Origin of the sequence: Exiguobacterium sp. UBA1053, assembly GCF_002316465.1 — a bacterium.
Classification (GTDB): Bacteria; Bacillota; Bacilli; order Exiguobacteriales; family Exiguobacteriaceae; genus Exiguobacterium_A; species Exiguobacterium_A abrahamii.
The window spans coordinates 27,162-52,398 of record NZ_DCDO01000012.1; the positions used below are offsets into that span (position 1 = coordinate 27,162).

Genomic DNA, 25,237 nt, shown 5'->3' on the forward strand with positions numbered 1-25,237 from the left:
TCATTTCTACTTGTGGATAAGTGCCATAAGTATACCATAAATGGGGTTATCCACATGTGGATAACTGGATATAATAAAACCGCTATTCTTTGCATAAGTCAAAGGAATAACGGTTTTTGTTATGATAGGCAGAGAACTGAAAAATCTATAATGATTTGGAGTGAAACATAAAAAATGAAAAAACATGTTCAAGTCGTAGGGGCTGTCATTCGCAACGATCATAATGAAATATTGTGTGCACTTCGTAGTAGCCAAATGTCATTGCCCAACTTATGGGAGTTTCCTGGTGGGAAAATTGAGCTACATGAAACGCCTTCACAGTCTTTAGTTCGCGAGATCAATGAAGAATTAAAATGTAATATTAAGGTCAAACAACCAATTGAAAAAACGACGTACGAGTACGATGCTATTATTGTTACATTGCATACGTTTGAAGCTGAAATCGTAACAGGAGAACCGATTGCCGTAGAACATGCAGAGCTTCGCTGGGTATCTGTTTCAGACCTTGATCAGCTTGAATGGGCTCCTGCTGATATTCCTGCAGTTGAGTACATTAAGAAAGAGTTTGCCACTCCTTAAACAGTTCAATTGATAGTGGAGAATGAAGTGACCAAGTCACACTAATCGGTTTAGAACCTGTACTTTGAAGATGCTTTAACTGGCCAAAGTATGTGAACGGTAGCGTTTTTCCTTGTTCTTTATCTGCTTTACGCATAAACAAATGAATACGAATTCCTTCGCTCTCATGGTTTTGATATAAAGTACCCGCTTTACCTGTAGCAGTTGCATTACTTTGAGACTGCCAGTGGAAACGATATTGATCTAAGAAATAATCGTTATATTTTAGTTGCTCATCAATGGCTTCATCTTTGTGTAAATTCACGAATAAAATGTAGTCGTCACCAGCTTGAGCTACGCCTTCACGCCAAGAACCTTCCTGACTTGGTGAACAAAGAAGACGTTGGATAACAGAACGATTGTATGTTTGATGTAATAGAAACGCCTGGTCTTCGATCAACCAGTTGATTCGATCTGGTAGTTGATGAAATGCAAGTAGACCTGCTTGGATAAAATGTATCATATATGAACGTAATTCAGTTGATTGTTGAAGTGCTTGGCCGACTGTATTTGAAAAGCGATAGCGCTCTTTTGATACAGCATCTAGCAATTGAATACGATCATTTTTAAACGCAGTAGACCAGCGTTTAAAAAGATGATGAATAATAGGTCGCTTTGAGAAAGAGTGATTCGTCGATAAGGCGAATTCTTTGAAAACTTCTTGTTCAATATCTTGAACTGAAGCAGAAGGATGATGCAGTAAATGTTTTAAAATCAGTAAGCTGAAGGGCTCACGAATTGGGAATAGTCCTTCGAGCTGTTCCACAATTTTGCGTGTAGTGTCATCGAGCAATAAACGTAGTTCTTCGTCGGTAGCATGTTTTTCAAGTTGTTTAAGACGTAATGTACTTCTCCATTGCTGAACAATACTTTCAATAGCTGGTGCGTCTTTATGCGTAACTAAATCATTTAAACTCGGAGGATTTCCGATCATGCGTGTCAGCCTTTGATAACTTTCACGGAGCTGTTTGCTAGCTGAAAACTCTATTTTTTTCATTTGTTCAATAATAAATCTTTCTGTAATTGAATCTAGAATGGCTAAAGATCCTTCCGGTAAAATCGGAAAATGCTGTTTTACAGCAGTAGCAATTTTATAACGATCAATAGAATGAAACGATTGTTGACCAGACAACACAAGCGGTGCAACAAAAGCCTTTTGGCTATTTCCGATAAAATCTAAAATCGTAACAAATTCTTTTGAGCTATGTTTACGTAAGCCTCTCCCCAATTGTTGAATAAAAATAGTAGGAGACTCCGTTGGACGTAAAAATAGCATTAGATTGACTTTTGGAATATCGACGCCTTCGTTAAACAAGTCAACTGTAAAAATATATTGCAGTGGATCTTGATCGTCCTCTAGTCGGCGAATGGCCTCTTCGCGTTCATCTTCGGACTGTTTACTTGTAACAGCCATTGCTTCAATCTGATGTCGTTTAAATTCCTGCTCCATAAACTCTGCATGATTAATATTGACGCAGAATCCTAGTCCAACAGCCTGATTACCACTGAACCCAAATTTACGAATCATTTCAACAATATAATCTGTTCGTGTTGATCGTTCGAGTGCAACAACAAGATCTTGTTCTACATAAAATCCGTTTTGTTGAGGAATAAGAGAATAATCAATCGATTCATCATCTTGAATCCCAAAATAATGGAATGGTGAAAGTAAATCTTGTGCTAAGGCATCATACAGACGTACTTCGTAAGCAACATTATAGTCAACAAGCTGAAAGATATTTTGACCATCCATTCGTTCTGGTGTTGCCGTTACGCCAAGCAAAAATTGGGGCTTAAAATAGTTAAGAATGTTTTGGTAAGAAGCAGATGAAGCATGATGGAATTCATCAATGATGATGTAGTCAAACGTATCCTTTAAAAATTGATTAAGATGAACCTCTTTTGAGAGTGTTTGAACGGTAGCGAAAGTAAATTGTGCATCTTGAATTTGTTGTGATCCTGAATATCTACCAAATGTATAACTTTCATTTGAAAAAACTTGCCTAAATGTATGCTCAGCTTGTGATAGTAACTTTCCACGATGTGCAACAAATAATACTTTTTTAGCCTGAGCTTGACGGACATCAAATGCTGCTAAGTACGTTTTCCCCGTTCCTGTTGCCGCAATGACCATTGCTTTTTTTTCTTTTCGCTCGCGCAAACGATTCAGTTCTTCTAAAGCTGGAATCTGCATGAGGTTTGGTTCAATAACGGTGTAATCGACAGCGGGTTCGGCAACTGTATCGCGGATAGAAAATGATCTTATAGGTGGTGTTTCTTGTTGGTACTGTTCGTATTGAACTAATAATTCTTCTGTACATATAGTCGCTTCGTGGCTGTTCCAAAGCTGTTCAAACAAGTTTTTTGCTTGAGTGACTAATGTTGTGACGGGTGTAGAAGGTATACGAATATTCCATTCCATGCCGTACGTTAAAGCTGATTTTGATAAATTAGAAGATCCAACAATAGCACTATCCAACTGATCAGGACGTGAAAATAAATAGGCTTTCGGATGAAACGCATGATTTTTTTTAATCGGTTCATAAATTTTTACTTCGATATTGCTGAATTCCATCAAATGCCGGATAGCCTTCGCTTCTGTAATATTCATATAAAATGAAGTCAAAATGCGAATTGGTTTGTTTTGAGCTTCTGCTTCTTTTAAAGCTGGTACAAGCGTTTGGATTCCAGAATGTCGTGTAAAACTCACCATCCAATCAGCAGCAGATGCTGTCCATAATTCTTGATTGATATGATGCAATAACTGTTCTTGTTCGAGTTGGCCAGGAGCAATGAGTTCCCAAGCACGCAAAGAATTTTTATATTGTGTAGGTAAAGCATGAGTTGTGCTAGTAGTGAGTTCACGATGAAGCGGCGAGTCGATCGGAGGTTGATTTAAATGAAGGAGCCATTCATTGACCGTTTCAACCATTTGATCAGGTTTATCTTGTTTTTGTAAATGGTCTAAAGATTGATATAGTACTTGATTAAGGTGTGTAAGTAATTCTGTTGTGTAGTCATGTGCTGGTACAGAGACACTTGTTGTATCAGATTGTGAGTTAGTTTCAGTTGAAGAACGTAGTGTTTCATAATAAGACATGGTTATCCTCCGAATGATAGTAAATGGTATTTATAATGAGCAAATCATCAATAATATACCAATAAATAGATAAATAAAGTAAAAAAATCATCGTTTAACTAAAAAGTTAAACGATGATTTTTGTTTATTAATTTGAGATTCGCTCCACAACAGCCTCAAGCGATACTTTGACATTACCAGCCAATGCTCGCGTAATCATACACGAACCTTCCGCTTTTTCAGCAAGACGTTGTGCCTTCTCCACATCACGATCCGACAGATCAGATGGCAATAAGAGTTTCGGACGATGAATGATCGCGTCGTATGTGAAGACACCGTTCGTGACATCGACGATGCCTTCAGATTCCATCGTTAACGAGACTTTTGGAATGTGACTACGCTCAAGCATCGCGGCAAGCGTGATGATATAGCACGTAGCAGCTGCCCCCAGTAACATCTCGTCTGGATTCGTACCAACCCCTGGACCATCCATGGCGTCCGGAATTGAGATTTTTGTTTTTAGTTCACCCGTCTCGATCTGACCAACATCATTGCGATTGCCCGGCCAGTCTGCGGTTAAATGAAAGTGGTGCTTCATGATCAATCGCCTCCATGCCTCCATCATACGAAGTTCAGCATGATTTTTCGCCTATTCTGCTCATGTTCAATTAGAAGAGAACGATCAGCTAAAAATTTGGTCGATTTTTTCGATATCCTCTTGTGACAACTGAACATCTAACGTACGCAACGTATCCGTCACCTGATCCGGTCGTTTCGCACCAGGGATGATGGCATCGATACCGTCCTGTGCCAAATACCACGCGAGTACAACGTGTGCGACTTCCGCATCATGTGCTTCTGCGATCGGACGCAGTTGATCGACTTTTGCGAGGTTTTCCTCGAAGACATCTTTTTGGAACAAAGGATCGTTTTTTCGTAAATCATCAAACGTCATCTCTTTTGTATATTTCCCTGCCAATAATCCAGCAGCGAGTGGGAAGTACGGGACGAACGACATACCGTTCTCAACGATATACGGGAGTAACTCTTTTTCCGCATCCCGTTTGAATAGGTTGTATTCCCCTTGATAGACGTCGACATGTCCGTCTTTATTCGCTTCCTTCAGTTGTTCAAGCGAAAAGTTCGAGACACCGATTGCGCGAATCTTTCCTTCTTTCTTCAGTTCTGCGAGTGCTGCGACTGCTTCATCCTTTGGTGTCGATTCATCCGGAAAATGAATGTAATACAAATCGATATAGTCTGTCTGAAGGCGTTTTAAACTCTCTTCGACCGATTGACGGAGAAAGTCTGGTGAATTGTTCATGACGACGTTTCCGTCAACGAACTGATGCGCACCTTTCGTCGCGAGAACGACATCTTCTCGAGCGACTGTGTCTTTCCAGACCTCACCGACGAGTTCCTCCGAACGTTCTGGTCCGTAGATGAAAGCTGTATCGAGGAAATTGATTCCTTGCTTCAAAGCGACACGAACGAGATCGCGTCCGGCTTGCTCATCGAGATTCGGATACAAGTTGTGTCCACCGACAGCATTCGTACCGAGACCGATGGGGTGAACGAATAAGTTAGATTGACCGAGTTGAACATGTTTTGTCATGAAAATGACCTCCTTAAACGATATCGAGTGGTTCTTTTTTCGTTGGTGCTGGGAACGCTTGATCAAGTGCAGCGAGCTCTTCCTCTGTTAAATTCAGAAGCGCAGCGCGACCATTGGCTTCGACATGATGTGCTTGTCCGGCTTTAGGAATAGCGATGACGTCACCTTCACGAATCGCCCATGCGAGTAGAATTTGTGCCGGATCCACACCGTGTGTCTCAGCGAGTTCTTCGACACTCGGATGATTCAGAAGTTGATCGCGTAATGAACCACCTTCTGCTAGTGGGCAATACGCCATCACTGGAATACCATGCTCACGTAGTAACGGTAATAGTTCATACTCGATTCCGCGTGATCCAAGGTGATAGAGTACCTGATTGACAGCGCATTGATCACCATTTGGCAGTGCCAACAGTTCTTTCATGTCTGATACGTCAAAGTTAGACACACCCCAACGGCGAATCTTTCCTTCTTGTTTTAAAGCTTCCAGTCCTTCGACGGTTTGCTTCAGTGGAATGTCGCCACGCCAGTGCAGAAGGTACAAATCAAGGTAATCGGTACCAAGACGTTCAAGTGTGTTGGAACAAGCCTGCTTCAATGCTTCTCCGCCAGCGTGATGCGGATACACTTTCGAGACGAGAAAGACTTCCTCTCGTCGATCTGCGATTGCGTCGCGAATCAATTCTTCAGAAGCACCTTCTCCGTACATCTCTGCCGTATCGATGAGTTCCATTCCACTATCGAGACCGACACGGAGTGCTTCGATTTCTGCTTCGTGCTTCTCCGACTCTTCTCCCATCCGCCATGTGCCTTGTCCGAGTGCCCGAACATGCGTCTGATCGGGAAACGCCACCGTTTTTTGCTTTAATGCAGCAAGTATCAACGTCTTTTCTGTTGCGTTCATCGTTCTTCCTCCTTTAGTAGAGAGACAATAGTAGGGTTTACCACGCGAACTCCGAACAAAAACGTCTTCTTCAATAGAAGGAGACGTCACCAATGCTCAAACAAGGGACCGTGATCACCGAATACAGGATCTTGAGTTGGGCGCATCACCTGACGAATACGTTGAAGATTTTCCGGGCGTTCACTTGTTTGACCTGTCAGCGTATCGTAATCTTGACCATCCGGATAGGCACCGATTACTCGAAAGTGTCGACTTGTATCAAGTGCTTTATGTCCCGTACCTGCAGGAAGTAAAAGAATATCTCCACTCGTCAAAGTGAAGGTCTTACCGAGCGGACCACCTAGCTGAACGGTTGCATGCCCTTCAAGAATCCCGATCACTTCATGAGCGATACTATGATAATGATGAAAGTCAAAAATCCCATCCACCCAGCTGTTACGCCAGTCATGTGCATGGAAGGTCTGTTCGATGTGTGATGGCTCTGCAAATGCGTGCCGATAAATCAACACGGGGAATGTCGGGTTGTTCGGAATGTGCCCGTCATCCTCAAAATAAAATACCTCAACGCGCATCTTCGTTGCTCCTTTCTCTGGTGTGGCACAAAGTAATAATTACATCTGTAATTACCCGTAATTAAATATCATCAATCGTCCGAGCATCTTTATGGCGTAACGAATTCGGAGGTGCTAAGATGCTTAAGTTAACGAAATTACAAAGGAGGCTTTCCGATGATCGCCATCGAAGCAAAATTAGAAGTACAACCCGCGAAACGAGAAGAATTTTTAGAAGCAACTAAAACACTAGTTGCAGGATCACGTGCTGAAGCAGGAAACATCAGCTATGACTTATTCCAAAGCACAGAAGACGAAAATGTCTTCATGATGATTGAAAAATGGGAAGACCAAGCTGCAATCGAAGCACACAACACGAGTGCTCATTTCGGACAATTCGTTGCGTTTGCACAAACGGCTCTTGCTAAACCATTAGACGTTCAATCGTTCCAAGCATAAATGTAAGAGAGTAACGAAATAAAAAAGGAGGATATCCTCGGTTTTATGACCGAGAATATCCTCCTTTTTTCGTTCAATGTGACCGTTTAGAACGTTCATTTTCAATTCAGATTTCATATAAGCGTGTTTCACTTTTCTTTTACAATCGTATGACATTTCACTGAAACTGTTAGTTTTTCCCTGATTAGGGCATTATTCTTATAAAGACACAAAAAGGAGGCTTTTATCATGAATGAACGAACGAATGCACCAGAGTCGAAGCGATCATTCTTCAAGATGCCTCATACATATGCCATCATCATGGCAATTCTCATCATCTCAGTCATCTTGACGTATACACTTCCAGCAGGACAATTCGATCGTGAAAAGCAAGACGGACAGACTGTCGTCATCGATGGTACATATCGCGCGGTAGAGTCTGCGCCTGTCAATCTCTTTGGTTTATTTGAAGCAATTCCGCAAGGCATGGAAGCGGGTGCTGCGATCATTTTTTACATTTTCTTAGTTGGTGGTGTCTTCGGTATCATTCGTCAAACCGGTGCTATTGAAGCGGGAATCAATCAATTAATCCGTCGATTCGGTCAAAAAGGGCACATCATGATTCCGATGACGATGTTCGTCTTTTCGATTGCCGGGGCGACGATTGGTATGGCAGAGGAAACGATCATCTTCGTGCCGATTGGGATCATGTTAGCGCGTGCCCTTGGATATGATGCGATGACAGGAGCCGCGATCGTCAGTCTAGGGGCGGCGGTTGGTTTTGCCGGTGGGATGTTGAATCCGTTTACGGTAGGTGTCGCTCAATCAATTGCGGAAGTACCGCTCTTTAGTGGTCTCGGTTATCGAACGGCTGTTTATATCGTATTTTTAGCGGTGACGATTCTTTATGTCATGAACTACGCACGGAAAGTCAAACATGATCCGGCGCGCAGTCTTGTTTTTGATCTCGAACAACGTCGTTCGGAAGAAGCAGCGACGACGATTTCAAGCTTTTCGAAACGTCATGCTTTCGTCTTACTGGTTTTAATCGGAGGCATTACGCTCAATGTGATCGGAATCTTTGAGTGGGGCTGGTATTTGACAGAATTAACCGCATCCTTCTTGATCATCGGGATGATTGCGGGAATCGTTACGCTTGGTGTGAACGGTACGTTCGAGAGTTTGATTGACGGCGCAAAAGCCGTGACGTTCGGCGCCTTGATTGTTGGATTTGCTCGAGCAATCGTCGTCATTCTTGAAGAAGGACGTGTTATCGATACGGTCATTTACGGCTTATCGAATGCCGTAGGACATTTGCCGACGTTCTTTGCCGTCATCGGGATGTACGCCGTGCAATTGATTACGAACTTCTTTATTCCATCGGGGAGTGGACAAGCGGCGACGACGATGCCCATCATGGCACCATTGTCCGATTTATTAGGAATCGAGCGTCAAGTGGCTGTCTTGGCATTCCAATATGGGGATGGATTGACGAACATGATTTTCCCGACGAGCGCACATTTGATGGCGTTTCTCGCGATTGCAGGCATTCCGTATGAGAAATGGTTACGCTTCGTCTGGAAACTCTTTGCGATTTGGATTGCCTTGGCATGTGCCGCCCTACTACTTGCCGTAACACTCGGTATTCAATGAAGTCGACCTTCCGGACGGATGTCCGGAAGGTTTTTCAGTTGCAGGAATCGGGAAGCGTTATCACGAACGGAATAGGTAATGACTAAAGGGGGAACTGAAGTGACATATTCAATCGTTGGGTATTGTGAAAAAGAACAAGCATGGGGCGTTGCCGTTCAGTCGAAGTTTTTAGCCGTCGGGAGCGCTGTTCCGTTTGCGAAGGCAGGAGTAGGTGCTGTAGCGACACAATCATTTGCAAACACGACGTATGGCCCTGAAGGATTACGGATGATCGAACAAGGTGCTTCAGCGGACGAAGTGTTGCGTCGATTGACGGAAGCAGATGAAGGACGAGCGGATCGTCAAGTGGGAATCATTGATGCGAATGGCAAGAGTGCGACATTCACGGGAGAGGGATGTAACGACTGGGCAGGCGGTATTGCCGGGAAACACTTTGCAGCGCAAGGGAATATTCTTGTAGACGGTAATACGGTGAAAGAGATGGCACGTGTCTTTGAATCAACGCAAGGTCCGCTTGCAGAACGTTTGTTGCGTGCGTTAGCAGCTGGTCAAGCAGCAGGCGGGGACTCACGCGGAATGCAGTCAGCGGCACTGCTCGTCGTCAAGGAGGGTGGCGGATACGGTGGATTCAACGACCGTTATATTGATTTACGCGTTGACGATCATCCGAGTCCGATTGAAGAGCTCGAACGCATCTATCAACTGCATACCCTTTATCTACAACCGAGTAAGCCGGAAGAAATCAAGCCGATCGATGATGTCTTAGAGTCAGAGTTGATGGATAAATTGTTAGCGCTTGGCTATCGCGGTGATTTTGAAGACGCGTTCCGAACATATCTGCATACGGAAAACTTCGAGATGCGCGAACAAGCGGATCGTGCGATTGATACACGTGTTCTCGCGTATATTCGAGCACAATAAAAAAATGACAGGATGGACCACGGTCCATCCTGTCATTTTTTCATACTTGTGTCGACTGGGCGCGAATCGGTACTTTGAATCCGGTCGCGATGAACCGTTCCATTTCCGGTTCCGATTTAGCGTTCAAGCCGACTGTTCCGTCTCCTTTTAATGCCACGTTCGTCAACTTGATACGCGTGATGTCTGGACCGATCGTAATCCCGTGTTTGGCGGAATCCTCAATGCGGATATCACGAAGGCGTACATCTTCAGCCCCGTTTTCTCCCCCAAATATTTGGATGTCCGTTTTCGCTTGTCGGAATCCGCTCATCTTCAACTGACTAATCGTGACGTTCCGTGCCTTATATTGAATCCCGATCATCGGTTGTTCTTGATAGTCATAATACGGATCACCGAGCACCGTAAAATCATGAATGACGACATTACGGTAAGCGGAAACAACGAGCGCACGCGGTTTTGAATTCGCATAGAGTTCCGTATATTTAGGAGTCTGAGCGATCAAACGCGTTGCGATGATATTATAAGCCGTTTGAGATGTCGGATCAGTCGCTTGATGGTGACCAATGTGTCGGAAGTTAAAGGCGCGATGATCATCAATCGATAGGTGTCCGACGATTTTGACGGTCGAGGCAGCAGAAGAGGTCGCATGTGCCTTGATCTCAAGTCCACCAAAACAACGACTTGTTGCGTTGTTGAACAACCAAACGTCGCGTGATCCATCATCGATTTCAATACCATTTGAATTCGAGAAACCTTCTGCATGAGCACGTCCACTTGGGTCATGCATGAAGCAGTTCGAGATGAAAAGATGATCACTATGGTGCGTCGTAATCCCGTCATCGCCGAATCCGTAACCGGTCAATCCGTCAAACCAGATGAATGAACTACTTAAGTTCGCTCGAGCTCCGTCTCCATTGTAATTGTAATACGGTGTCGAAATATCAAAACAGTGAAGTCCCGGGTTGACGGCCTCGACATCAAAGACCCAGCCATAGGTGACATGCGCATACGTAAGACAACTGGAGTGGTTGCCCCATGTGCTACTTTTTTTCGCGTCACCGATGCGTTTAATGTTCCAATCAAGCGTCATTTTCTCGACGAGTAGATGATGATTACCGAGAAGATAATTTTGATTCGTCACGAGACGTCGTCCTTTTGGTGCATCATCGTGCATCTTTAAAATTGTCTTCCCTTTACCGGCTCCTGTTAAAATCGTATAACTTGGCAAACGAATTCCCCGAACGACGTACGTACCGGCTGGGACATGGACTTGTCGATGTCCATCACCGAGCGCTTCAATGAATGCTTGTGTATCATCCGTCTGTCCATCACCGACTGCGCCAAAATCAGTGATATCGACGGTTTCGACATCGCTGATCAAACGTTCGAACTCATGATTGAGACGACCGAACCAACTTGGTCGAATCTCATCGCGTGGTGTCACGAAAGCGGGTGTCAGCGGTAGAATATGTTTATCACGGTTCGTCAAAAATAATGGCGAGATCATCGAACGAAGCGTTCGACTGAGGTTAGGATTGCGTCGTGGTGCGACGAATGGACTATCGTGTAGCAGTTGTTCCGCTTGTCGAACTGCTTGTTCGTTGGTTGACGTTTCAACGTATTCCTGAATCAACGCCGCATTTTGATACGGATCATGCGTGTGATCGAGTTTTAACATGAAATGGTTCCCCTCTCTGAATAGGTCTGTTTACCTTTTCCCCTCTCCTTACACAATCATTCCTCGTTTCAATACATCCATAAAAATACACAAAAATTTTTAAAATGGATTATAATGGATGTCAAAAGAGGAGGATCTTCTGATGTCACTTCGCAAACGACTCGTAATTGGTATCGGCCTGATTTTGATAATCTTAGGGATCGGTAAGCCACTGACGGAAGCGGCTGTTCAAGCATTGAAGCCAAAAGCTGTTCAGACGTCGGGATTCAAAACGAATGGATCGTGTAAACCGAATTGCAAGAAAAAAGGCGAATTGTTAAACATTCGATTTCTTTCGTGGTTACCTAAAAAGAAAATGAAGAATGATGAAGATTTACGTGTTTGGGACACGAACGAAAAGCCGAAGAAGCAGAAAGACCTCAAACCGAAAAAGAAAAAGAATAAGATATTCACTATAGGGGTTGAAAATGCTGAGCGCGGTACGAACGAAAAAGGGGGATCGTCCTCATCGATCTTACTGATGAGCTTGCTTGTTTTACCTCTAGTCATCATAAGCTATATCGTTTGGCGAAAACGTCGAAAGACCAAGAAGCAGGACGAGGAATCGATCAGAGCCGACATCCCGTTACAGCCCTTAGCCAACGACTTTGTTTTAACTGAGAATCCGGTCGAGCTACCAGATGTCTGGATTCGCAAACAGCTTATCCAGTTCAATCAGATTCTCCCGGTCCGTTTACAGCGACATGATACAGAAACACTTCAGGAATGGTGCCTGCGGATCGGATTCAAACCGTCACATATCCTAATAAAAGCCTACCTCTTAGAACGCTACACAGAACGAACTGCTACGATATCGGAGATGGACAAGCAAACGATTCAGGGAGAATTTGGTGCCTTTGTCCATCAGTTTGATTGAAACCTTTTGAAAGGAATGACGTAAATGGAACAGGAAAGGGGAGATGATGATGTACCTAGCAGATGCCGTGAAATTAAAGAGTATTTTGAGGAAACAACTCGATCAGCTAATCGAAGAAATGGAGCGCGTCGCGTTCATTGATTTAGAAAAGGGAGAAGCACTCCCGACGCAACAAGGACGAACGATAACTGACGTAGAAGCCGCAATGGACATTGTGCGTTACGACATGCGGGTCTTAGATCGTCTCGTTTATGCAGCAAATTTAAACACCGTGATCGCGACGGATGAAGGAGACATGCCGCTCGTCGAAGCGATCGAGTGGGCTACCCAATTGCGGGCGAAGGCACAAAATTACCAGATGCTTGCGAGTCGACCGAAACGTGAGTTCCAATACGGATTCGAAGGGACGACGGTCATTCGCCATGCCTTGTTTGATCCCGATACTTATCGCCTAAAGGCGGAGGAAGTGGAGCGACAAGCGCACAAAGTATCAAATGCGATTAATGCCGCGAACTACCAGACGACGATCGATTTTGATGGTGGACGTTATATGTAACTCCTTGGCGTGGTGAGACTCCACGTCAAGGGGAGGGGACGGACCTCAATTTTCCTCTGTGGAGAAGAAATGGCGACGGCAAACCGATGACCACGAACCATTGACAGATTGACCTGTTACCTTTGACCACCTATGGAACCCTGATGCTTTTTCCGTCCCCGCTCCCTGCCGTTTCTTTGAGAAACGGCAGGGATTTTTAGTGTGTCGATGGAAACAACAGGGTATAGAGAAGCACAAGCGAAAGGAGAGAGATCATGGAACACACTTTTTCAGCATTCGTCGTTCGAGAAGTCGATGGATCATACGAGGGGAATATCGAGACAAAGCACGTCGATGATTTACCAGAAGGAGACGTCCTGATTCGTGTCACGCACTCATGCGTCAATTATAAGGATGCTTTATCGATGTCGGGTAATCGTGGGGTGACGAAATCCTATCCGCATACCCCGGGCGTTGACGCAGCAGGATTCATCGAACAAACGACTGATGAACGATTTCACATCGGTCAAGCCGTCGTCGTCAATGGTTTTGATTTCGGGATGAACACTTCAGGCGGATTTCAAGAATACATACGTGTACCAGCCGATTGGGTGACGCTACTTCCAGAATCCATTCGTCCATTAGAAGCGATGCAATATGGAACGGCCGGATTGACGGCAGCACAATCGGTTGATGAATTGTCACGAATCGTCTCGAAGGATGCAGGACCGATCCTCGTGACGGGAGCGACGGGGGGCGTTGGTACGATTGCGATCGCTTTACTAATTCGATTAGGGTACACGGTACATGCCGTGACCGGAAAACGAGTAGAACAAGAACGATTACTTAAAAAAGGTGTGGCGGAGGTATTAGACCGCACTACGTTCTTAGAAGAAACAGACCGTCCATTAAAAAAAGGAACGTATGCAGGTGTCATTGATACGGTAGGGGGTCCATTGCTCGCGTCCGTCATTCGCTTCGTACAGTATGGTGGTGTCGTGACGACGTGTGGTAACGTCGGTGGGGCAGAGATGACATTGACAGTCTATCCCTTCATCTTACGCGGTGTCCGCTTGATTGGAATCGATGCGGTGCAAACACCAATCGCCTATCGCGAAGAGCTATGGCAACGTTTAGCGAGTGACTGGAAGGTCGATCTTGCGCCAGAAGTCGCTATCAAAACACTAAACGATTTACCTGAAATTACAGAAGCCTTGCTGACTTCACGTCATCGTGGTCGAACTGTCATCGAAATTTAAATATTTCGAGTAAACATTGGTGGTATAGTGGGGAAAAACTGTGTCGACTTTTCAGGAGGAACCATACATGAGTGAACACCAACAAGAACGACAGTCTCGACAAGAACGACGGAAACAGAAACGCAATCGCCGGGGGATTGCGTTTGGCGGTATTTTAGCAACGCTATTCATCGTAGGTGGCTGGTTGTATATGTTGACGAATAACGATGCCTCTCAAGCAACATCGACGCTTGAGAAGCCGAAAACGACGGATCAAGCAACGAAAAACGAAAAGTCGAAGAAAGAGACAGCCTCGACAAAGGATCCAAAAGAAGCGAAAAAAGAGAAGAAGAAATCAAAGAAAAAGGCGGCAGAGTATGCGCAAGCAGCTTGGGTGACACGTCCGTTCGCGAACGTCTATCGCGATGCAAGCCGAAGTAGTGTCATCTATAAAGCAGATTTAGGTGATGTCTATGAGGTATTGGATGCAAAAGACGGAATGGTCCACTTGAAACTCAACGATAGTATCGAAGGGTATTTGCCTGAGACCGATGTCCGATTAGAAGCACCAAAAGGAACATCAGATAAAGCAGTCCTTACGGCACTCTCACAAGCAGTTGCCAACCAACCGATTGATAAGCCGGAGCAGTATCTCGGAAAACCAATTGCTGACTTCGAAGCAAAATATGGTGTTGTTGGTAATACGCAACAGGACGCGGTCAATACCTATTACTTCTCGAACGCCGGATACCTGCTCGTCGTCTCGGACGGAATCATTGAAGCGATCGACTGGACGAATGCCTCAACGAACGCCTTGTCGACACTGGGTGAACCCGTCGTCGATACGAGCTATGGTACGTGGTACGAGGGAGAATCCTTACAACTAAAAGTGTTCCCGGATAACGGAAAGATGCGTTTACGTCTTGCGCGTGATCCTGGACAAGAATGAATGAACGGCGGATTTGCTTCAAGCGAATTCGTCTTTTTTTGCGCAAAAAACCTCCCGAGTCCGACACTCGGGAGGAAATATGAAAATCCTTTGGGAGGAGATTTTCTTAGTAGACGCCTACTGCATCAAATGATTTCGCTGCAGCTGTTGCTTCTGCACTTGTTGAACCGTAAAGGTCTTTCGCCGATTGAACGACTGCTGCACGGAGTGAGCTGAAGTTCGAGTTCGGAGTCAAGTACACGTTGAGAGCACGGTAGTAGATCGCACCGAGTTTCGGTACACCGATTCCTGTGACAGATACGTTGTAGAACGTTCCACCGTTACCGAGGAGGTAAGCGGCTTTGTTGATGATACCAGAGTTGATGTGGACACCACCGTTATCTTGTGTACCTGTGTAACGTTTAGAGTAGTGATCTGGATCACCGTAAGCAGCTGGGTTCGACATCGAACGGAGTGCGTCACCACTGACTCCAGGTGTGTAGATGTCTTCTCCTACGAGCCAGTCGAAGTTCGATCCGACTGTATACTCAGCTACTGTACCCATGATATCTGAGACGGCTTCGTTGATCGCACCAGATTCGTTTTGGTACACGAGACCAGCTGTGTATTCTGTGACAGCGTGTGTCAATTCGTGAGCGACGACGTCAAGTGCGCCTGAAAGTGCGACGAATGTCGTGCCATCTCCGTCACCATAGACCATCTTCGTGCCATCCCAGAATGCGTTGTTGTAGTTCGTTGAATAGTGGACCGTTGAGTTCAAGCGTGCACCAGCGTTGTCGTAACTGTTACGACCATATGTGTTTTTATAGAAGTCATATGTTTTTGCGGCGTTGACGTGTGCACTGACAGCAGCGCGGTCATATGTCGCGTTGAAGACGTTATCTGCATCTGCCCAGAGTGTTCCCGGGAGTGATGTCCGGTTTTTCGCGTCGTATGTGTAGACACCTTTTCCACGCGTCGTATCTTGAAGATAGTATTTCCCAGCACTCAACGTCGTGTTGAACGTTGCGCTTGTGCCAAGTACTGTCGTACCTGTTGCGTGAGCGAGTTGGTCGAACTTGTTAAGTACTTTACCTGAGTTTGCATCGATGAAGTATGTCCAACGTGATGGCTCTTTGCCTGCGAGGACCGTCGATGTAACTTTGTATGCATAGACAGCATCATCTTTTACTGGATAGATGACGAGTTCTGCTTTTGGAGCGACTTCGAATTTAGAAGCCTTGATTGCTTTTTGATAAAGTTTGATGGCTTTCTTTTCAGAGAGCGTTGCTTTTTTCGCGAGACCTGGTTTTCCTTTGACGTTGATTGCATCGTTTACGACTGCTTTCAAAGTACCGTCTTTCGCGACGTTCCCGACGACGACACTACCAAAGACAGGGACGCCATCCACTTCTTGTTGGAGACGTACGATCTGTGAAGATCCGTCTTTTTCGACGTTCTGAACAGCAAAGTCACCTTTTTTGTTCACGAAATCTTTAACGATCGTTGCAGCTGGTTCTGACGAAGCTTTCGTGAGCTTACCAGACTGAAGACCTTCTGCACCTACTACCGTAGGAACAACAAGTACACTTGCGACAAGCGATGTAGCGAGAAACTTTTTCAAAATAAATCGCCTCCTTGTTTGGGTTGAGTCTAACTATGCCAAAGAATTAGAGAAGCGAGAATAAGTCATTCGAATTAAATAGAATTTTCTGAATATAGTCCGTAGTACCTGGACTGAATTATTAAGTGTAAAAGATATTTCAAGACAAAAAAAGAACCATTCAAGAGAATGGTTCAGCGAATACGTTGGTAGAGATGATGGACGTCATCTCGTGTCTCATCAATCTTAAAGTCATGTGGATCAAGCTCGATTCCTTGTTTTGAAGCGAAGCGTTGAATTTTCTCGAATGATTTCCAAATTTCGATATCCGGTCCTTCGTGCTTCCAAAAGACATAACGCGCAGCAGGAATCCGATGCCCTTTCATACCTTTAGGAATCTGTTCAAGCGACGAGACGGGATACCCGACACATTGCGAATATTTGGTTCCGTTTCGTTCGAGCGAGATATCGAGCGGATAGCTGTCCAGCTTTGCAGGGATCTCATGCGAACGTCTTGAAAATTCACGCCAGAGTTCCGGCATCAATGTATGCAACTCGTTCTCTTCACACGTCAGTCCAAGTCCAACAAAATAAAATTCATGGCGTTCAACGATTTTTGGATGCATCAGAAACTCCCTTCCTTCTTATGACACGTCCTCGACGGGCGAACGCTTCAAATCTAGAAATAGACGCGTAAAGGTGGCGTCCCATTGTGTACCCATACCTTCTTCTAAAATCGACAAGGCTTTTTCTGCGGACATTCCCTTACGATAAGGACGGTCGGATGTCATCGCATCATAGGCGTCAGCAATCGCCATGATTCGACCGAAGAGTGGAATGTCCTCTCCTACGAGACCTTCCGGATACCCCTTTCCGTCATAGCGTTCGTGATGGTACTTTACCCCAGGAAGAATCGGTTGTAACGTCTTTGGTAACTGAACTTGCGATAGAATGTGCACACCGATGACTGGATGTTGCTGAATGACCTGAAATTCTTCGTCTGTGAGACGTCCTTCTTTCAATAACACATCGTCTCGAATCCCAATTTTTCCGATGTCATGTAACAGCGCGGATTTACGTAACAGTTCGATTTGTTCGTTCGGTAGATTAGCAGCGGTAGCAATTTCGACTGAATAGGCAGCGACACGAACGGAATGACCGGCTGTGTAAGGATCACGGGCATCTAGTGTCGCAGCGAACAAGGTAAACAAACTATCGAGTAACTGTTCGTTTTCCTCATCACGCTTTTTGATACCTTCCATCATCAAGTTAAAACCAGAAACGAGGTGGGAGAACTCGTCCGAATACGGATTTGGTAACGAGACGAGTCGATTGCTTTCGACATCTTGAATCCCTTGTTGCAGGGTAGCGATTGGTTTACGGATGTTTTCATAGAGAAGAAGACTACAAAACGTCGCAACGGATAAGATGACGATTAAAATGAGTGTCGCCCAACTCCAGTAAGAGCGAAGGCTCTCATTTTCCGTTAACTGGACAGCTGAGGCGAGAACGAACAGCATGACGGGAAAAACACCGATGATCAGTGTACTGAAGAGCATTTTTTGCTTTAGTGTGACGACCGTCGTTTTTTTAGGGAAATCAAATCCGTGTTTAAACGCATAGTTTTCTAAAGTGAGTAGCATACGTTCGGTAACACGATAGGTAAGAAAAAACTCAATCAGCGCATGCAGAATGGCGACGAGGACCGCACCAAAACAAGCAAGACCAATTAAATAGTACGGCATCTGTAACCACCCTTGAGAGATCGCCAGGGCTGTCAGAAGTGAAGCGGGAACGGAAAGACCTAAAAAGTGTGGTCCCATGATGCGCTGGACAGTCAGTACCGGAAAACGATGCGTCGTTTGATAGGCTTCTTGAAACGAGACGAGAGAAGGAATATCGTTTTCGAAAAAGCGACGTAAGGAAGCGACATGTCGGGAGTAGAGCGTGTATTCCAGTGAAAACATCAGGCTGACGGACGCAGCCATGATACCGATTAAAATCAATTGTTCTATTCCGGTGAAGGTAAGCGTCTCGAAAATAAATAGGCAACCGACGCCAAAGACAGCGACGAATGAACCAATCAGGTAGTTTCTAAGTAAATGACGTTCAAAATGTCGTAAAGCGCTCATTGGATCCTCCTTATGGTAATCAGAGTGCCTTCAGCGTACCGTTTTCTAAAATGAGAGAAGCGTATTTTTTTGAAAAAGAGGTGAAAGAATCTTTTGAAAATCTTTTGAAAATAATCCCCAAAAATAGGTATGGTTACAAAGCACTAATTGTCTTAAAAGCAATTGATTAACGAAATAAAATAATCTATGATTTGAATATTCAGAAAAGTATAGTAATCAGATGCTTTTCACTACTACATAGGGGGTCAATTCACGTGGGAAAAAAGAAACAGCTTAGTCTAGCCGTTCTATCTGGAATTACGGCAGCTGCGTTTGCTGTTGGTCCGGTCTTACCTGGTGGGCAGGTAACGTCCGTACAAGCAGCAGAAAAAGTAGCACCTGGTGCACCGATGGATTTGAACACGGTCGATCAGGATCGATTAGCAAAAGTGCTTGAAAAACGTGGGGTCATCTCAAAAGCAGCTTCAGCAGAAGCAAAACAAAAAGCCGTTCAAAAGTACCTGGACAAAAAGGCGAACGGAAAACCGGCCGTCGATCATGACCACGATCATGAATCAAGTAAAGAAGCCGCGTTTGATAAGAAAACAAAAGACTTCTTAACAAAACAAAAGGAACAACTTGCTAAACAATTGAAGAAAAAACACGGCAACTACAAAAAAGGTAATCCGAATGGCTTCGTCAAAGTTGATAAAGCAAAACAGGCAGCCTATAACGGTGCGACACGGACGGATAAAGTCCTCGTCCTTCTCGTCGAATACAGCGACTTCAAGCACAACAATGTCGTTCAAGAGCCTGGATATATGTATTCGGATGACTTCAACCAAAAACATTATCAAGATTTAATGTTTGGTGATCAAGAGTTCGAACTCTTCAACGGAGACAAAGTAAAAACGTTCAAACAGTTCTATGAAGAACAATCAGGTGGTAGTTATTCGGTAGATGGTACGGTGTCCAATTGGTTGACTGTTCCAGGAACAGCTAAAGATTATGGTGCTGACAGTCCTGTGAGTGGGAATGATAACCTTCCTGGCGCAAAAGGACCACGTGGTCTCGTCAAGGATTCCCTGAATGCTGCTGTTAAAGCCGGCATTAACTTAGCAGATTACGATAAGTTCGACCAGTACGATATGGACGGCGATGGCAACTTGAATGAGCCAGACGGTCTCGTCGATCACTTGATGATCATTCATGCGGGTACAGGACAAGAAGCAGGTGGCGGTAAGCTCGGTGACGACGCGATCTGGTCACACCGCTGGACACTTGGTAGCGTATATCCTGTAGCGGATACGACGGCAAGCGTCAATTACTGGGGCGGAAAAATGGCTGCTTATGATTACACGGTTCAACCAGAAGATGGCGCAGTCGGCGTCTTCGCGCACGAATTTGGTCATGATCTTGGACTTCCTGATGAGTACGATACACAGTACACAGGTCAAGGTGAACCGGTCGCTTCATGGTCGATCATGAGTGGTGGTAGCTGGAATGGTAAAGTTGCTGGAACAGAACCAACAAGTTTCTCGCCACAAAACAAAGAGTTCTTCCAAAACGTGATGGGTGGAAACTGGGCGAACATCCAACAGATTGATTTTGATTCGCTCACTAAGGCAGGGACGGCATCGTACCTCGACCAAAGCGTAACGAAATCAAAAAATCCAGGAATCATCAAAGTAAATCTACCGAAAAAACCGGTGAAAGGTATCACGCCGGCTTACGGTAAGAAGTATTACTACAGTACGAAAGGTGATGATCTTCATACGTCGATGACTTCACCAGAGTTCGATTTGACGAATGCAAAAGAAGCGAAGTTCGACTTCAAAGCCTTTTACGATGTTGAATTCAACTACGATTACTTGACAGTCACAGCTACTGCTGACGGTCAATCGAAAGTCATTGACACGATTGGCGATCAAGATACAGATGGTGATCAACGTGCTGAATCAACAAAAGGAGCATGGGTCGATAAATCATATGACCTGAGCGAATTTGCGGGTAAAAAAGTCACGTTGAAATTTGAATACGTGACAGATGGTGGACTTGCACTAGACGGATTTGCACTTGATAACGCGAAGTTGACAGTTGACGGTAAAGTCGTCTTTGAGGATGATGCAGAGGGTACTCCGAAGTTCACTCTAGATGGTTTCGTTGCTTCAGACGGTTTCTCTTATGCCGATAACGCGTACTACCTCGAATGGCGTAACTATGCAGGCTCGGATAAAGCACTCGAGCATGCACGAGGCGTTAAGTACAACACAGGTCTTGTCGTCTGGTATGGCGATTCAAGCTTCAACGATAACTGGGTTGGCGTACACCCAGGTGAAGGATTCCTCGGAGTCGTCGACTCACATCCTGAAGCAATCGTTGGAACACTCAACGGTAAGCCGGTTACGACAGGAAGCACACGTTACCAGATCGCAGATGCTGCTTTCAGTTATGATAAAGCACCTGCATGGCTCATCGATTCGCCATCACGTGGACTCTATGACTACAAAGGTCTCCCAGGTGTGACGAAGTTTGATGATTCGAAATCGTACATCAACCAGTTGATTCCGGACGCAGGGAAATTGCTTCCGAACAACGGGCTGAAGATTCAAGTCATCGGTGAAGCGAAAGACAACTCTGCTGGAGCAGTCTGGATCCACCGTTAAAAACAGAAGAACAGGTTCAGTTTCGGCTGAACCTGTTTTTTATTTTAGTTATGTAGAAGAAGTGGAATCAATTGGAAAAAACATTGGTCTGACAACTTGACTTTTAAAGCGCATCCATTCTATACTTACGTTAGCTTAATATTGTTATTGTCATTACGGATTCACATCGTGTCACGAACAATCTTTTCGTTGCTCCATGTATTTCGGGACAATAATGAATTCTTTTCATATGCCCAGCATATGTATTAAGTAATTTATTTTTGGAGGTTGTTCCCATGAACACAGGTAAAGTAAAATGGTTTAACGCAGAAAAAGGTTTCGGTTTCATCGAAGTTGAAGGCGGAGAAGACGTATTCGTACATTTCTCAGCAATCACTGGTGAAGGCTTCAAAACTCTTGACGAAGGTCAAGAAGTTGAGTTCGAAATCACTGAAGGCGCACGTGGAGCACAAGCTGCTAACGTCGTAAAACTTTAATTTCAATTATTCAATCGTCCCTTTTCGGAGGGGCGGTTTTTTATTAGACTAATATCTTGAATTCAAGATAAATGTGAGATATACTCCAATTACCAAATCATTGACAAGGAGTGAGGAAGATGGAATTACTCGGAATTCATCATGTATCGATCTTAACAGGCATGGCAGAACGCAATTATCAATTCTACACACAAATACTTGGCATGCGTCTGATCAAAAAGACTGTCAATCAAGATGACACGACATCGTATCATTTGTTTTATGGAGATGCGGAAGGGAATCCAGGAACGGACTTGACGTTTTTTGATATTCCGCATCTTGGAACGGGCGTACCGGGAGCATCGAGTATCTCTTCGACATCGCTTCGTGTCAAAACAACGGCTGCACTTCATTTTTGGAAACAACGTTTTGAAGCGAAAGGTGTGGATCACGATGAAATCGTCGAGCGAGCAGGGCGCCAAACACTCGCCTTTCGTGATCAGGAAGGAACACGTTTGATTCTCGTCGCGGAAGATGGTGAGGTAGGTGTCGCAGGTGGTGTACCATGGCCGCAAGAAGAGATTCCATCGGAACATGCGATCGTTGGACTAGGAGCCGTCACATTAACGGTCAACGATCCGACGTTGACGATCCGTGTACTGACGGAAGTCATGGGATTCCGAAAAGTAGGTTCTTATCCATCTTTAGCAGGTGAATTTGCACCGATTGAAGTCTATGCAACGGGAGAAGGTGGAATCGGAGCAGAGGTTCATATTGAGGCACGTCCAGATCTCGACCGAGAACGTCTAGGTCGTGGTGGTGTGCATCACGTCGCGTTCCGAGTGCCGAACAGTGATGAATATGAAAAGTGGGTCGAACGCTTGAATGCCTATCACTTACCGAACTCCGGTAAAGTCGATCGTCACTATTTCCAAGCTCTTTACTTCCGGGAACCGAACCATATTTTGTTTGAACTCTCGACGGATACACCGGGATTCGCGACGGATGAGTCGGTTGAAACGTTAGGGGAGACGCTTGCGTTACCACCGTTTCTTGAACCAAAGCGAGCTACCATCGAAGCGCGGTTACGTCCACTCGAAATCTGACAATCCTGTGACACAGGTCACAGAAGGATCGTCCATCCCGTATACTAAGAACAGGAATTAAGAAAAAGGAGTGACGGGATGTTAAGAACTACGCTTGGGCAATTCCGAATGATTGCGATACTAGAAGGAATCTCGTTTTTAGTCTTACTGTTGATTGCGATGCCGTTAAAGTATATGGCGGATATTCCGCAAGCTGTTTCGGTCGTTGGCGCACTTCATGGTGTCTTGTTCGTCATGTATGCACTCTGGCTCGCGGTCGTGAAATTCAAATACGATTGGTCGATCGTCAAGGCGGGGATTGCGTTCATCGCATCATTCATCCCGTTTGGTACATTCGTGCTCGACTGGAAGCTAAAACAGGAAGCAACAAACGCGTAAATTGTGTATACTGAATAGAGCACGGCTGTGGATAACTGTTTTTGTCTATGCGAAGCAGGTTATCCACAGCTTTTTTCTGTGGATAATTTTTAGGAGGATATATCATGTCAACATTTGAAACATTACACATCAGCGATCTGTGGATAAAAAAATTACAAAAACAAGGCATCAAGGAGCCAACACCGATTCAAGAACAAGCGATTCCGTCATTACTCGACGGACGCGACTTGATTGGGCAGGCGCAAACGGGAACAGGGAAGACGTTAGCGTTTCTCTTACCCATCCTTGAGCAAATCGATGTCGAATCACAAACGGTTCAAGCATTGATCGTCGCACCGACACGCGAACTTGCGCGTCAAATTGCCGATGAGACGCATAAACTGATTCGGAACACGGAACAGTACCGTGCACTCGCTGTATACGGCGGACAAGACGTCTTTAAACAGATTCAACGTCTCGGTCGGATGCCACAAATCATCATCGGAACACCAGGACGGATTCTCGATCATGTCGGTCGCGGCACACTTGATTTAAGTGAATTACGGACGCTTGTTTTGGATGAGGCGGACCAAATGCTGCAAATCGGTTTCTTGCCAGAAATCGAGGACATCATCGAGGCTGCACCGGTTGATCGTCAATTCGTCATGTTATCCGCAACGATGCCGCCGAAAGTAGAGGAACTCGCGAAAACGTATTTGCGTAATCCAGTCGAAGTACAGGTGGAAGCGGAAAGTATTACTGTTGAAGCGATCGAGCAGTTCGTCGTTGAGACGACGGATCGCCGCAAACAAGCGACACTGCGGACGATGCTTGACGAGATGCGTCCGTACGCAGCCATCATTTTCTGCCGTACACAACGTCGCGTCAGTAAATTGAACGAAGAACTACAGATGCAAGGGTATCCGACGGATGAATTGCATGGTGGGTTGACGCAAGGGAAACGAGAAAAGGCGATGGCGAAGTTCTATCAAGGAAAAACACAATTCCTGATCGCAACAGACGTCGCTTCTCGTGGACTCGATGTGACAGGTGTGACACACGTCTTCAACTACGATTTACCGGACGATGCGGAAAGTTATGTTCACCGGATCGGTCGGACAGGACGTGCCGGGAACGACGGAATTGCTGTTTCGATCGTGACACCAAAAGATGGTCGGACGTTCCGTGATATGGAGCGGGAATTGAACATCTCGGTCACGCCAATCGTCGTCGAATTATCTGAAGAAGCGATTCGCGCACAGCACGACCAAAGCAAAGGATCACGGAAGACGACAGAAGGACGTGGAAACACACGTCGTTCGAATAACCGTCGCCCGGGACGTGCACATCGTAAATAAACAGAAACAAGATAAAAGAGCCGGTCTATTTCTCTCATAAAAAGAGAAAATAGACCGGCTCTTGTATTATTTGGCATAGACCATCTGACCACCGAGATGTCCGGTATAAGCAAGCAACCCGCTACCGACGATCGCAACAACGAAACTAAGTAACAATAATATTTTTTTGTTTGAGCGGTAACCCAATAACAGAAATAACAGCGAGACACCAAAGGCAACAAGACTGAACAACGCGAAATGTTCATGATTTTCGATAGCAGCATGAGTAACACTGCTTAAGTTCGCTTCCGCATACTCTTCTGCTCCGTCTCCAGACAAATAGGCAGCGACTCCGGAAATCAGACCGACGACTAACGTAAAAAGGGCAAACAGTTTGAATTGCGTCCATTTCAGACTGATGAGTAATAGGATCGTCGCAAATAATAAAAGTGCAATCGGTGCATGAACAAGAAGTGGATGAAGCGGTACGTTCCCCAACATATCAAAGACCTCCTTGGATAAGTATGG

The 25,237-nt window shown here is 45.0% G+C and carries 23 protein-coding genes; 13 read left to right on the forward strand and 10 right to left on the reverse strand.

The annotated features are described in order from the left end of the window. Positions 1–174: 174 nt before the first annotated feature. On the forward strand, positions 175–579 hold the full coding sequence (gene mutT, locus B3G15_RS07605) for an 8-oxo-dGTP diphosphatase MutT (protein ID WP_058704348.1): 405 nt from the start codon (positions 175–177) through the stop codon (positions 577–579). Here the strand turns inward: mutT and B3G15_RS07610 are convergent. The 5 genes from B3G15_RS07610 to B3G15_RS07630 form a co-directional block, all read right to left on the reverse strand. Then, positions 554–3,718, reverse strand: a complete 3,165-nt coding sequence (locus tag B3G15_RS07610) for a DUF3427 domain-containing protein (RefSeq protein ID WP_290719594.1) — start codon at positions 3,716–3,718, stop codon at positions 554–556. The two genes, mutT and B3G15_RS07610, sit on opposite strands and share 26 nt — an antisense overlap. 127 nt (positions 3,719–3,845) lie before the next feature. Beyond that, positions 3,846–4,298, reverse strand: coding sequence for an OsmC family protein (locus B3G15_RS07615; RefSeq protein ID WP_133208492.1), 453 nt, complete (start codon positions 4,296–4,298; stop codon positions 3,846–3,848). An 81-nt stretch (positions 4,299–4,379) separates the two neighbouring features. After that, entirely contained in the window at positions 4,380–5,312 is a 933-nt protein-coding gene (locus tag B3G15_RS07620) for an aldo/keto reductase (protein ID WP_290719596.1), read from the reverse strand. 13 nt (positions 5,313–5,325) lie between these two features. Continuing rightward, on the reverse strand, positions 5,326–6,216 hold the full coding sequence (locus B3G15_RS07625; protein ID WP_290719599.1) for an aldo/keto reductase: 891 nt from the start codon (positions 6,214–6,216) through the stop codon (positions 5,326–5,328). An 86-nt stretch (positions 6,217–6,302) separates the two neighbouring features. Continuing rightward, positions 6,303–6,788, reverse strand: a complete 486-nt coding sequence (locus B3G15_RS07630) for a cupin domain-containing protein (protein ID WP_023469764.1) — start codon at positions 6,786–6,788, stop codon at positions 6,303–6,305. 156 nt (positions 6,789–6,944) lie between these two features. On the opposite strand from B3G15_RS07630, the gene B3G15_RS07635 reads away from it, so the two are divergent. From B3G15_RS07635 to B3G15_RS07645, 3 genes are all read left to right on the forward strand, one after another. After that, positions 6,945–7,226 carry a putative quinol monooxygenase gene (locus B3G15_RS07635; RefSeq protein ID WP_029342949.1) on the forward strand — a complete coding sequence of 94 codons (282 nt, stop codon included), beginning with the start codon at positions 6,945–6,947 and terminating at the stop codon, positions 7,224–7,226. 228 nt (positions 7,227–7,454) lie between these two features. Then, positions 7,455–8,858, forward strand: a complete 1,404-nt coding sequence (locus B3G15_RS07640; RefSeq protein WP_290719603.1) for a YfcC family protein — start codon at positions 7,455–7,457, stop codon at positions 8,856–8,858. Between the two features lie 99 nt (positions 8,859–8,957). Continuing rightward, positions 8,958–9,779 (forward strand): DUF1028 domain-containing protein, encoded by an 822-nt coding sequence (locus B3G15_RS07645; protein WP_290719606.1) that lies wholly within the window; start codon positions 8,958–8,960, stop codon positions 9,777–9,779. A 40-nt stretch (positions 9,780–9,819) separates the two neighbouring features. Here B3G15_RS07645 and B3G15_RS07650 read toward each other — a convergent pair whose 3' ends face one another. Next, entirely contained in the window at positions 9,820–11,457 is a 1,638-nt protein-coding gene (locus tag B3G15_RS07650) for a glycosyl hydrolase family 28-related protein (protein ID WP_290719609.1), read from the reverse strand. 142 nt (positions 11,458–11,599) lie between these two features. Between B3G15_RS07650 and B3G15_RS07655 the strand changes: the two genes are divergently transcribed. The 4 genes from B3G15_RS07655 to B3G15_RS07670 all read left to right on the forward strand — a co-directional run bounded on the left by B3G15_RS07655 (position 11,600) and on the right by B3G15_RS07670 (position 15,095). Next, the gene (locus tag B3G15_RS07655; RefSeq protein WP_290719611.1) at positions 11,600–12,373 is read left to right on the forward strand and encodes a hypothetical protein; all 774 of its coding nucleotides are present in this window, start codon (positions 11,600–11,602) and stop codon (positions 12,371–12,373) included. 43 nt (positions 12,374–12,416) lie between these two features. After that, positions 12,417–12,929 carry a hypothetical protein gene (locus B3G15_RS07660; RefSeq protein ID WP_290719614.1) on the forward strand — a complete coding sequence of 171 codons (513 nt, stop codon included), beginning with the start codon at positions 12,417–12,419 and terminating at the stop codon, positions 12,927–12,929. Positions 12,930–13,183: 254 nt separating this feature from the next. Continuing rightward, positions 13,184–14,167 (forward strand): YhdH/YhfP family quinone oxidoreductase, encoded by a 984-nt coding sequence (locus B3G15_RS07665; RefSeq protein ID WP_290719617.1) that lies wholly within the window; start codon positions 13,184–13,186, stop codon positions 14,165–14,167. A gap of 67 nt (positions 14,168–14,234) precedes the next feature. Then, positions 14,235–15,095 (forward strand): hypothetical protein, encoded by an 861-nt coding sequence (locus B3G15_RS07670; protein ID WP_290719620.1) that lies wholly within the window; start codon positions 14,235–14,237, stop codon positions 15,093–15,095. A gap of 106 nt (positions 15,096–15,201) precedes the next feature. Here B3G15_RS07670 and B3G15_RS07675 read toward each other — a convergent pair whose 3' ends face one another. From B3G15_RS07675 to B3G15_RS07685, 3 genes are all read right to left on the reverse strand, one after another. Beyond that, positions 15,202–16,698, reverse strand: coding sequence for a M4 family metallopeptidase (locus B3G15_RS07675; RefSeq protein ID WP_149428030.1), 1,497 nt, complete (start codon positions 16,696–16,698; stop codon positions 15,202–15,204). 173 nt (positions 16,699–16,871) lie between these two features. Further along, entirely contained in the window at positions 16,872–17,303 is a 432-nt protein-coding gene (locus B3G15_RS07680) for a GyrI-like domain-containing protein (protein WP_050677192.1), read from the reverse strand. A gap of 18 nt (positions 17,304–17,321) precedes the next feature. Next, positions 17,322–18,809 carry an HD domain-containing phosphohydrolase gene (locus B3G15_RS07685; protein WP_290719626.1) on the reverse strand — a complete coding sequence of 496 codons (1,488 nt, stop codon included), beginning with the start codon at positions 18,807–18,809 and terminating at the stop codon, positions 17,322–17,324. Positions 18,810–19,063: 254 nt separating this feature from the next. On the opposite strand from B3G15_RS07685, the gene B3G15_RS07690 reads away from it, so the two are divergent. The 5 genes from B3G15_RS07690 (at position 19,064) to B3G15_RS07710 (ending at position 24,730) form a co-directional block, all read left to right on the forward strand. Next, a complete protein-coding gene (locus tag B3G15_RS07690) occupies positions 19,064–21,454 on the forward strand; it encodes an immune inhibitor A domain-containing protein (RefSeq protein WP_290719627.1) in 2,391 nt (796 codons plus the stop codon). 275 nt (positions 21,455–21,729) lie between these two features. Continuing rightward, positions 21,730–21,930 (forward strand): cold-shock protein, encoded by a 201-nt coding sequence (locus B3G15_RS07695; protein ID WP_023469752.1) that lies wholly within the window; start codon positions 21,730–21,732, stop codon positions 21,928–21,930. A 119-nt stretch (positions 21,931–22,049) separates the two neighbouring features. Beyond that, on the forward strand, positions 22,050–23,015 hold the full coding sequence (locus B3G15_RS07700) for a ring-cleaving dioxygenase (RefSeq protein WP_290719631.1): 966 nt from the start codon (positions 22,050–22,052) through the stop codon (positions 23,013–23,015). 78 nt (positions 23,016–23,093) lie between these two features. Next, positions 23,094–23,393, forward strand: coding sequence for a DUF3817 domain-containing protein (locus B3G15_RS07705; RefSeq protein ID WP_023469750.1), 300 nt, complete (start codon positions 23,094–23,096; stop codon positions 23,391–23,393). A gap of 104 nt (positions 23,394–23,497) precedes the next feature. Next, positions 23,498–24,730: a DEAD/DEAH box helicase gene (locus B3G15_RS07710; RefSeq protein ID WP_087681667.1), complete on the forward strand. Its 1,233-nt coding sequence runs from the start codon at positions 23,498–23,500 to the stop codon at positions 24,728–24,730. A 66-nt stretch (positions 24,731–24,796) separates the two neighbouring features. Here B3G15_RS07710 and B3G15_RS07715 read toward each other — a convergent pair whose 3' ends face one another. Further along, entirely contained in the window at positions 24,797–25,210 is a 414-nt protein-coding gene (locus tag B3G15_RS07715; RefSeq protein WP_290719662.1) for a DUF2231 domain-containing protein, read from the reverse strand. Positions 25,211–25,237 lie beyond the last annotated feature (27 nt).

Coding starts and splice junctions, on each gene's coding strand:
- B3G15_RS07635 (WP_029342949.1), top strand. CDS start 6,945: ATGATCGCCATCGAAGCAAAATTAGAAGTACAACCCGCGAAACGAGAA.
- B3G15_RS07640 (WP_290719603.1), top strand. CDS start 7,455: ATGAATGAACGAACGAATGCACCAGAGTCGAAGCGATCATTCTTCAAG.
- B3G15_RS07625 (WP_290719599.1), bottom strand. CDS start 6,216: ATGAACGCAACAGAAAAGACGTTGATACTTGCTGCATTAAAGCAAAAA.
- mutT (WP_058704348.1), top strand. CDS start 175: ATGAAAAAACATGTTCAAGTCGTAGGGGCTGTCATTCGCAACGATCAT.
- B3G15_RS07630 (WP_023469764.1), bottom strand. CDS start 6,788: ATGCGCGTTGAGGTATTTTATTTTGAGGATGACGGGCACATTCCGAAC.
- B3G15_RS07700 (WP_290719631.1), top strand. CDS start 22,050: ATGGAATTACTCGGAATTCATCATGTATCGATCTTAACAGGCATGGCA.
- B3G15_RS07685 (WP_290719626.1), bottom strand. CDS start 18,809: ATGAGCGCTTTACGACATTTTGAACGTCATTTACTTAGAAACTACCTG.
- B3G15_RS07710 (WP_087681667.1), top strand. CDS start 23,498: ATGTCAACATTTGAAACATTACACATCAGCGATCTGTGGATAAAAAAA.
- B3G15_RS07680 (WP_050677192.1), bottom strand. CDS start 17,303: ATGCATCCAAAAATCGTTGAACGCCATGAATTTTATTTTGTTGGACTT.
- B3G15_RS07665 (WP_290719617.1), top strand. CDS start 13,184: ATGGAACACACTTTTTCAGCATTCGTCGTTCGAGAAGTCGATGGATCA.
- B3G15_RS07655 (WP_290719611.1), top strand. CDS start 11,600: ATGTCACTTCGCAAACGACTCGTAATTGGTATCGGCCTGATTTTGATA.
- B3G15_RS07715 (WP_290719662.1), bottom strand. CDS start 25,210: ATGTTGGGGAACGTACCGCTTCATCCACTTCTTGTTCATGCACCGATT.
- B3G15_RS07650 (WP_290719609.1), bottom strand. CDS start 11,457: ATGTTAAAACTCGATCACACGCATGATCCGTATCAAAATGCGGCGTTG.
- B3G15_RS07610 (WP_290719594.1), bottom strand. CDS start 3,718: ATGTCTTATTATGAAACACTACGTTCTTCAACTGAAACTAACTCACAA.
- B3G15_RS07670 (WP_290719620.1), top strand. CDS start 14,235: ATGAGTGAACACCAACAAGAACGACAGTCTCGACAAGAACGACGGAAA.
- B3G15_RS07620 (WP_290719596.1), bottom strand. CDS start 5,312: ATGACAAAACATGTTCAACTCGGTCAATCTAACTTATTCGTTCACCCC.
- B3G15_RS07695 (WP_023469752.1), top strand. CDS start 21,730: ATGAACACAGGTAAAGTAAAATGGTTTAACGCAGAAAAAGGTTTCGGT.
- B3G15_RS07705 (WP_023469750.1), top strand. CDS start 23,094: ATGTTAAGAACTACGCTTGGGCAATTCCGAATGATTGCGATACTAGAA.
- B3G15_RS07660 (WP_290719614.1), top strand. CDS start 12,417: ATGATGATGTACCTAGCAGATGCCGTGAAATTAAAGAGTATTTTGAGG.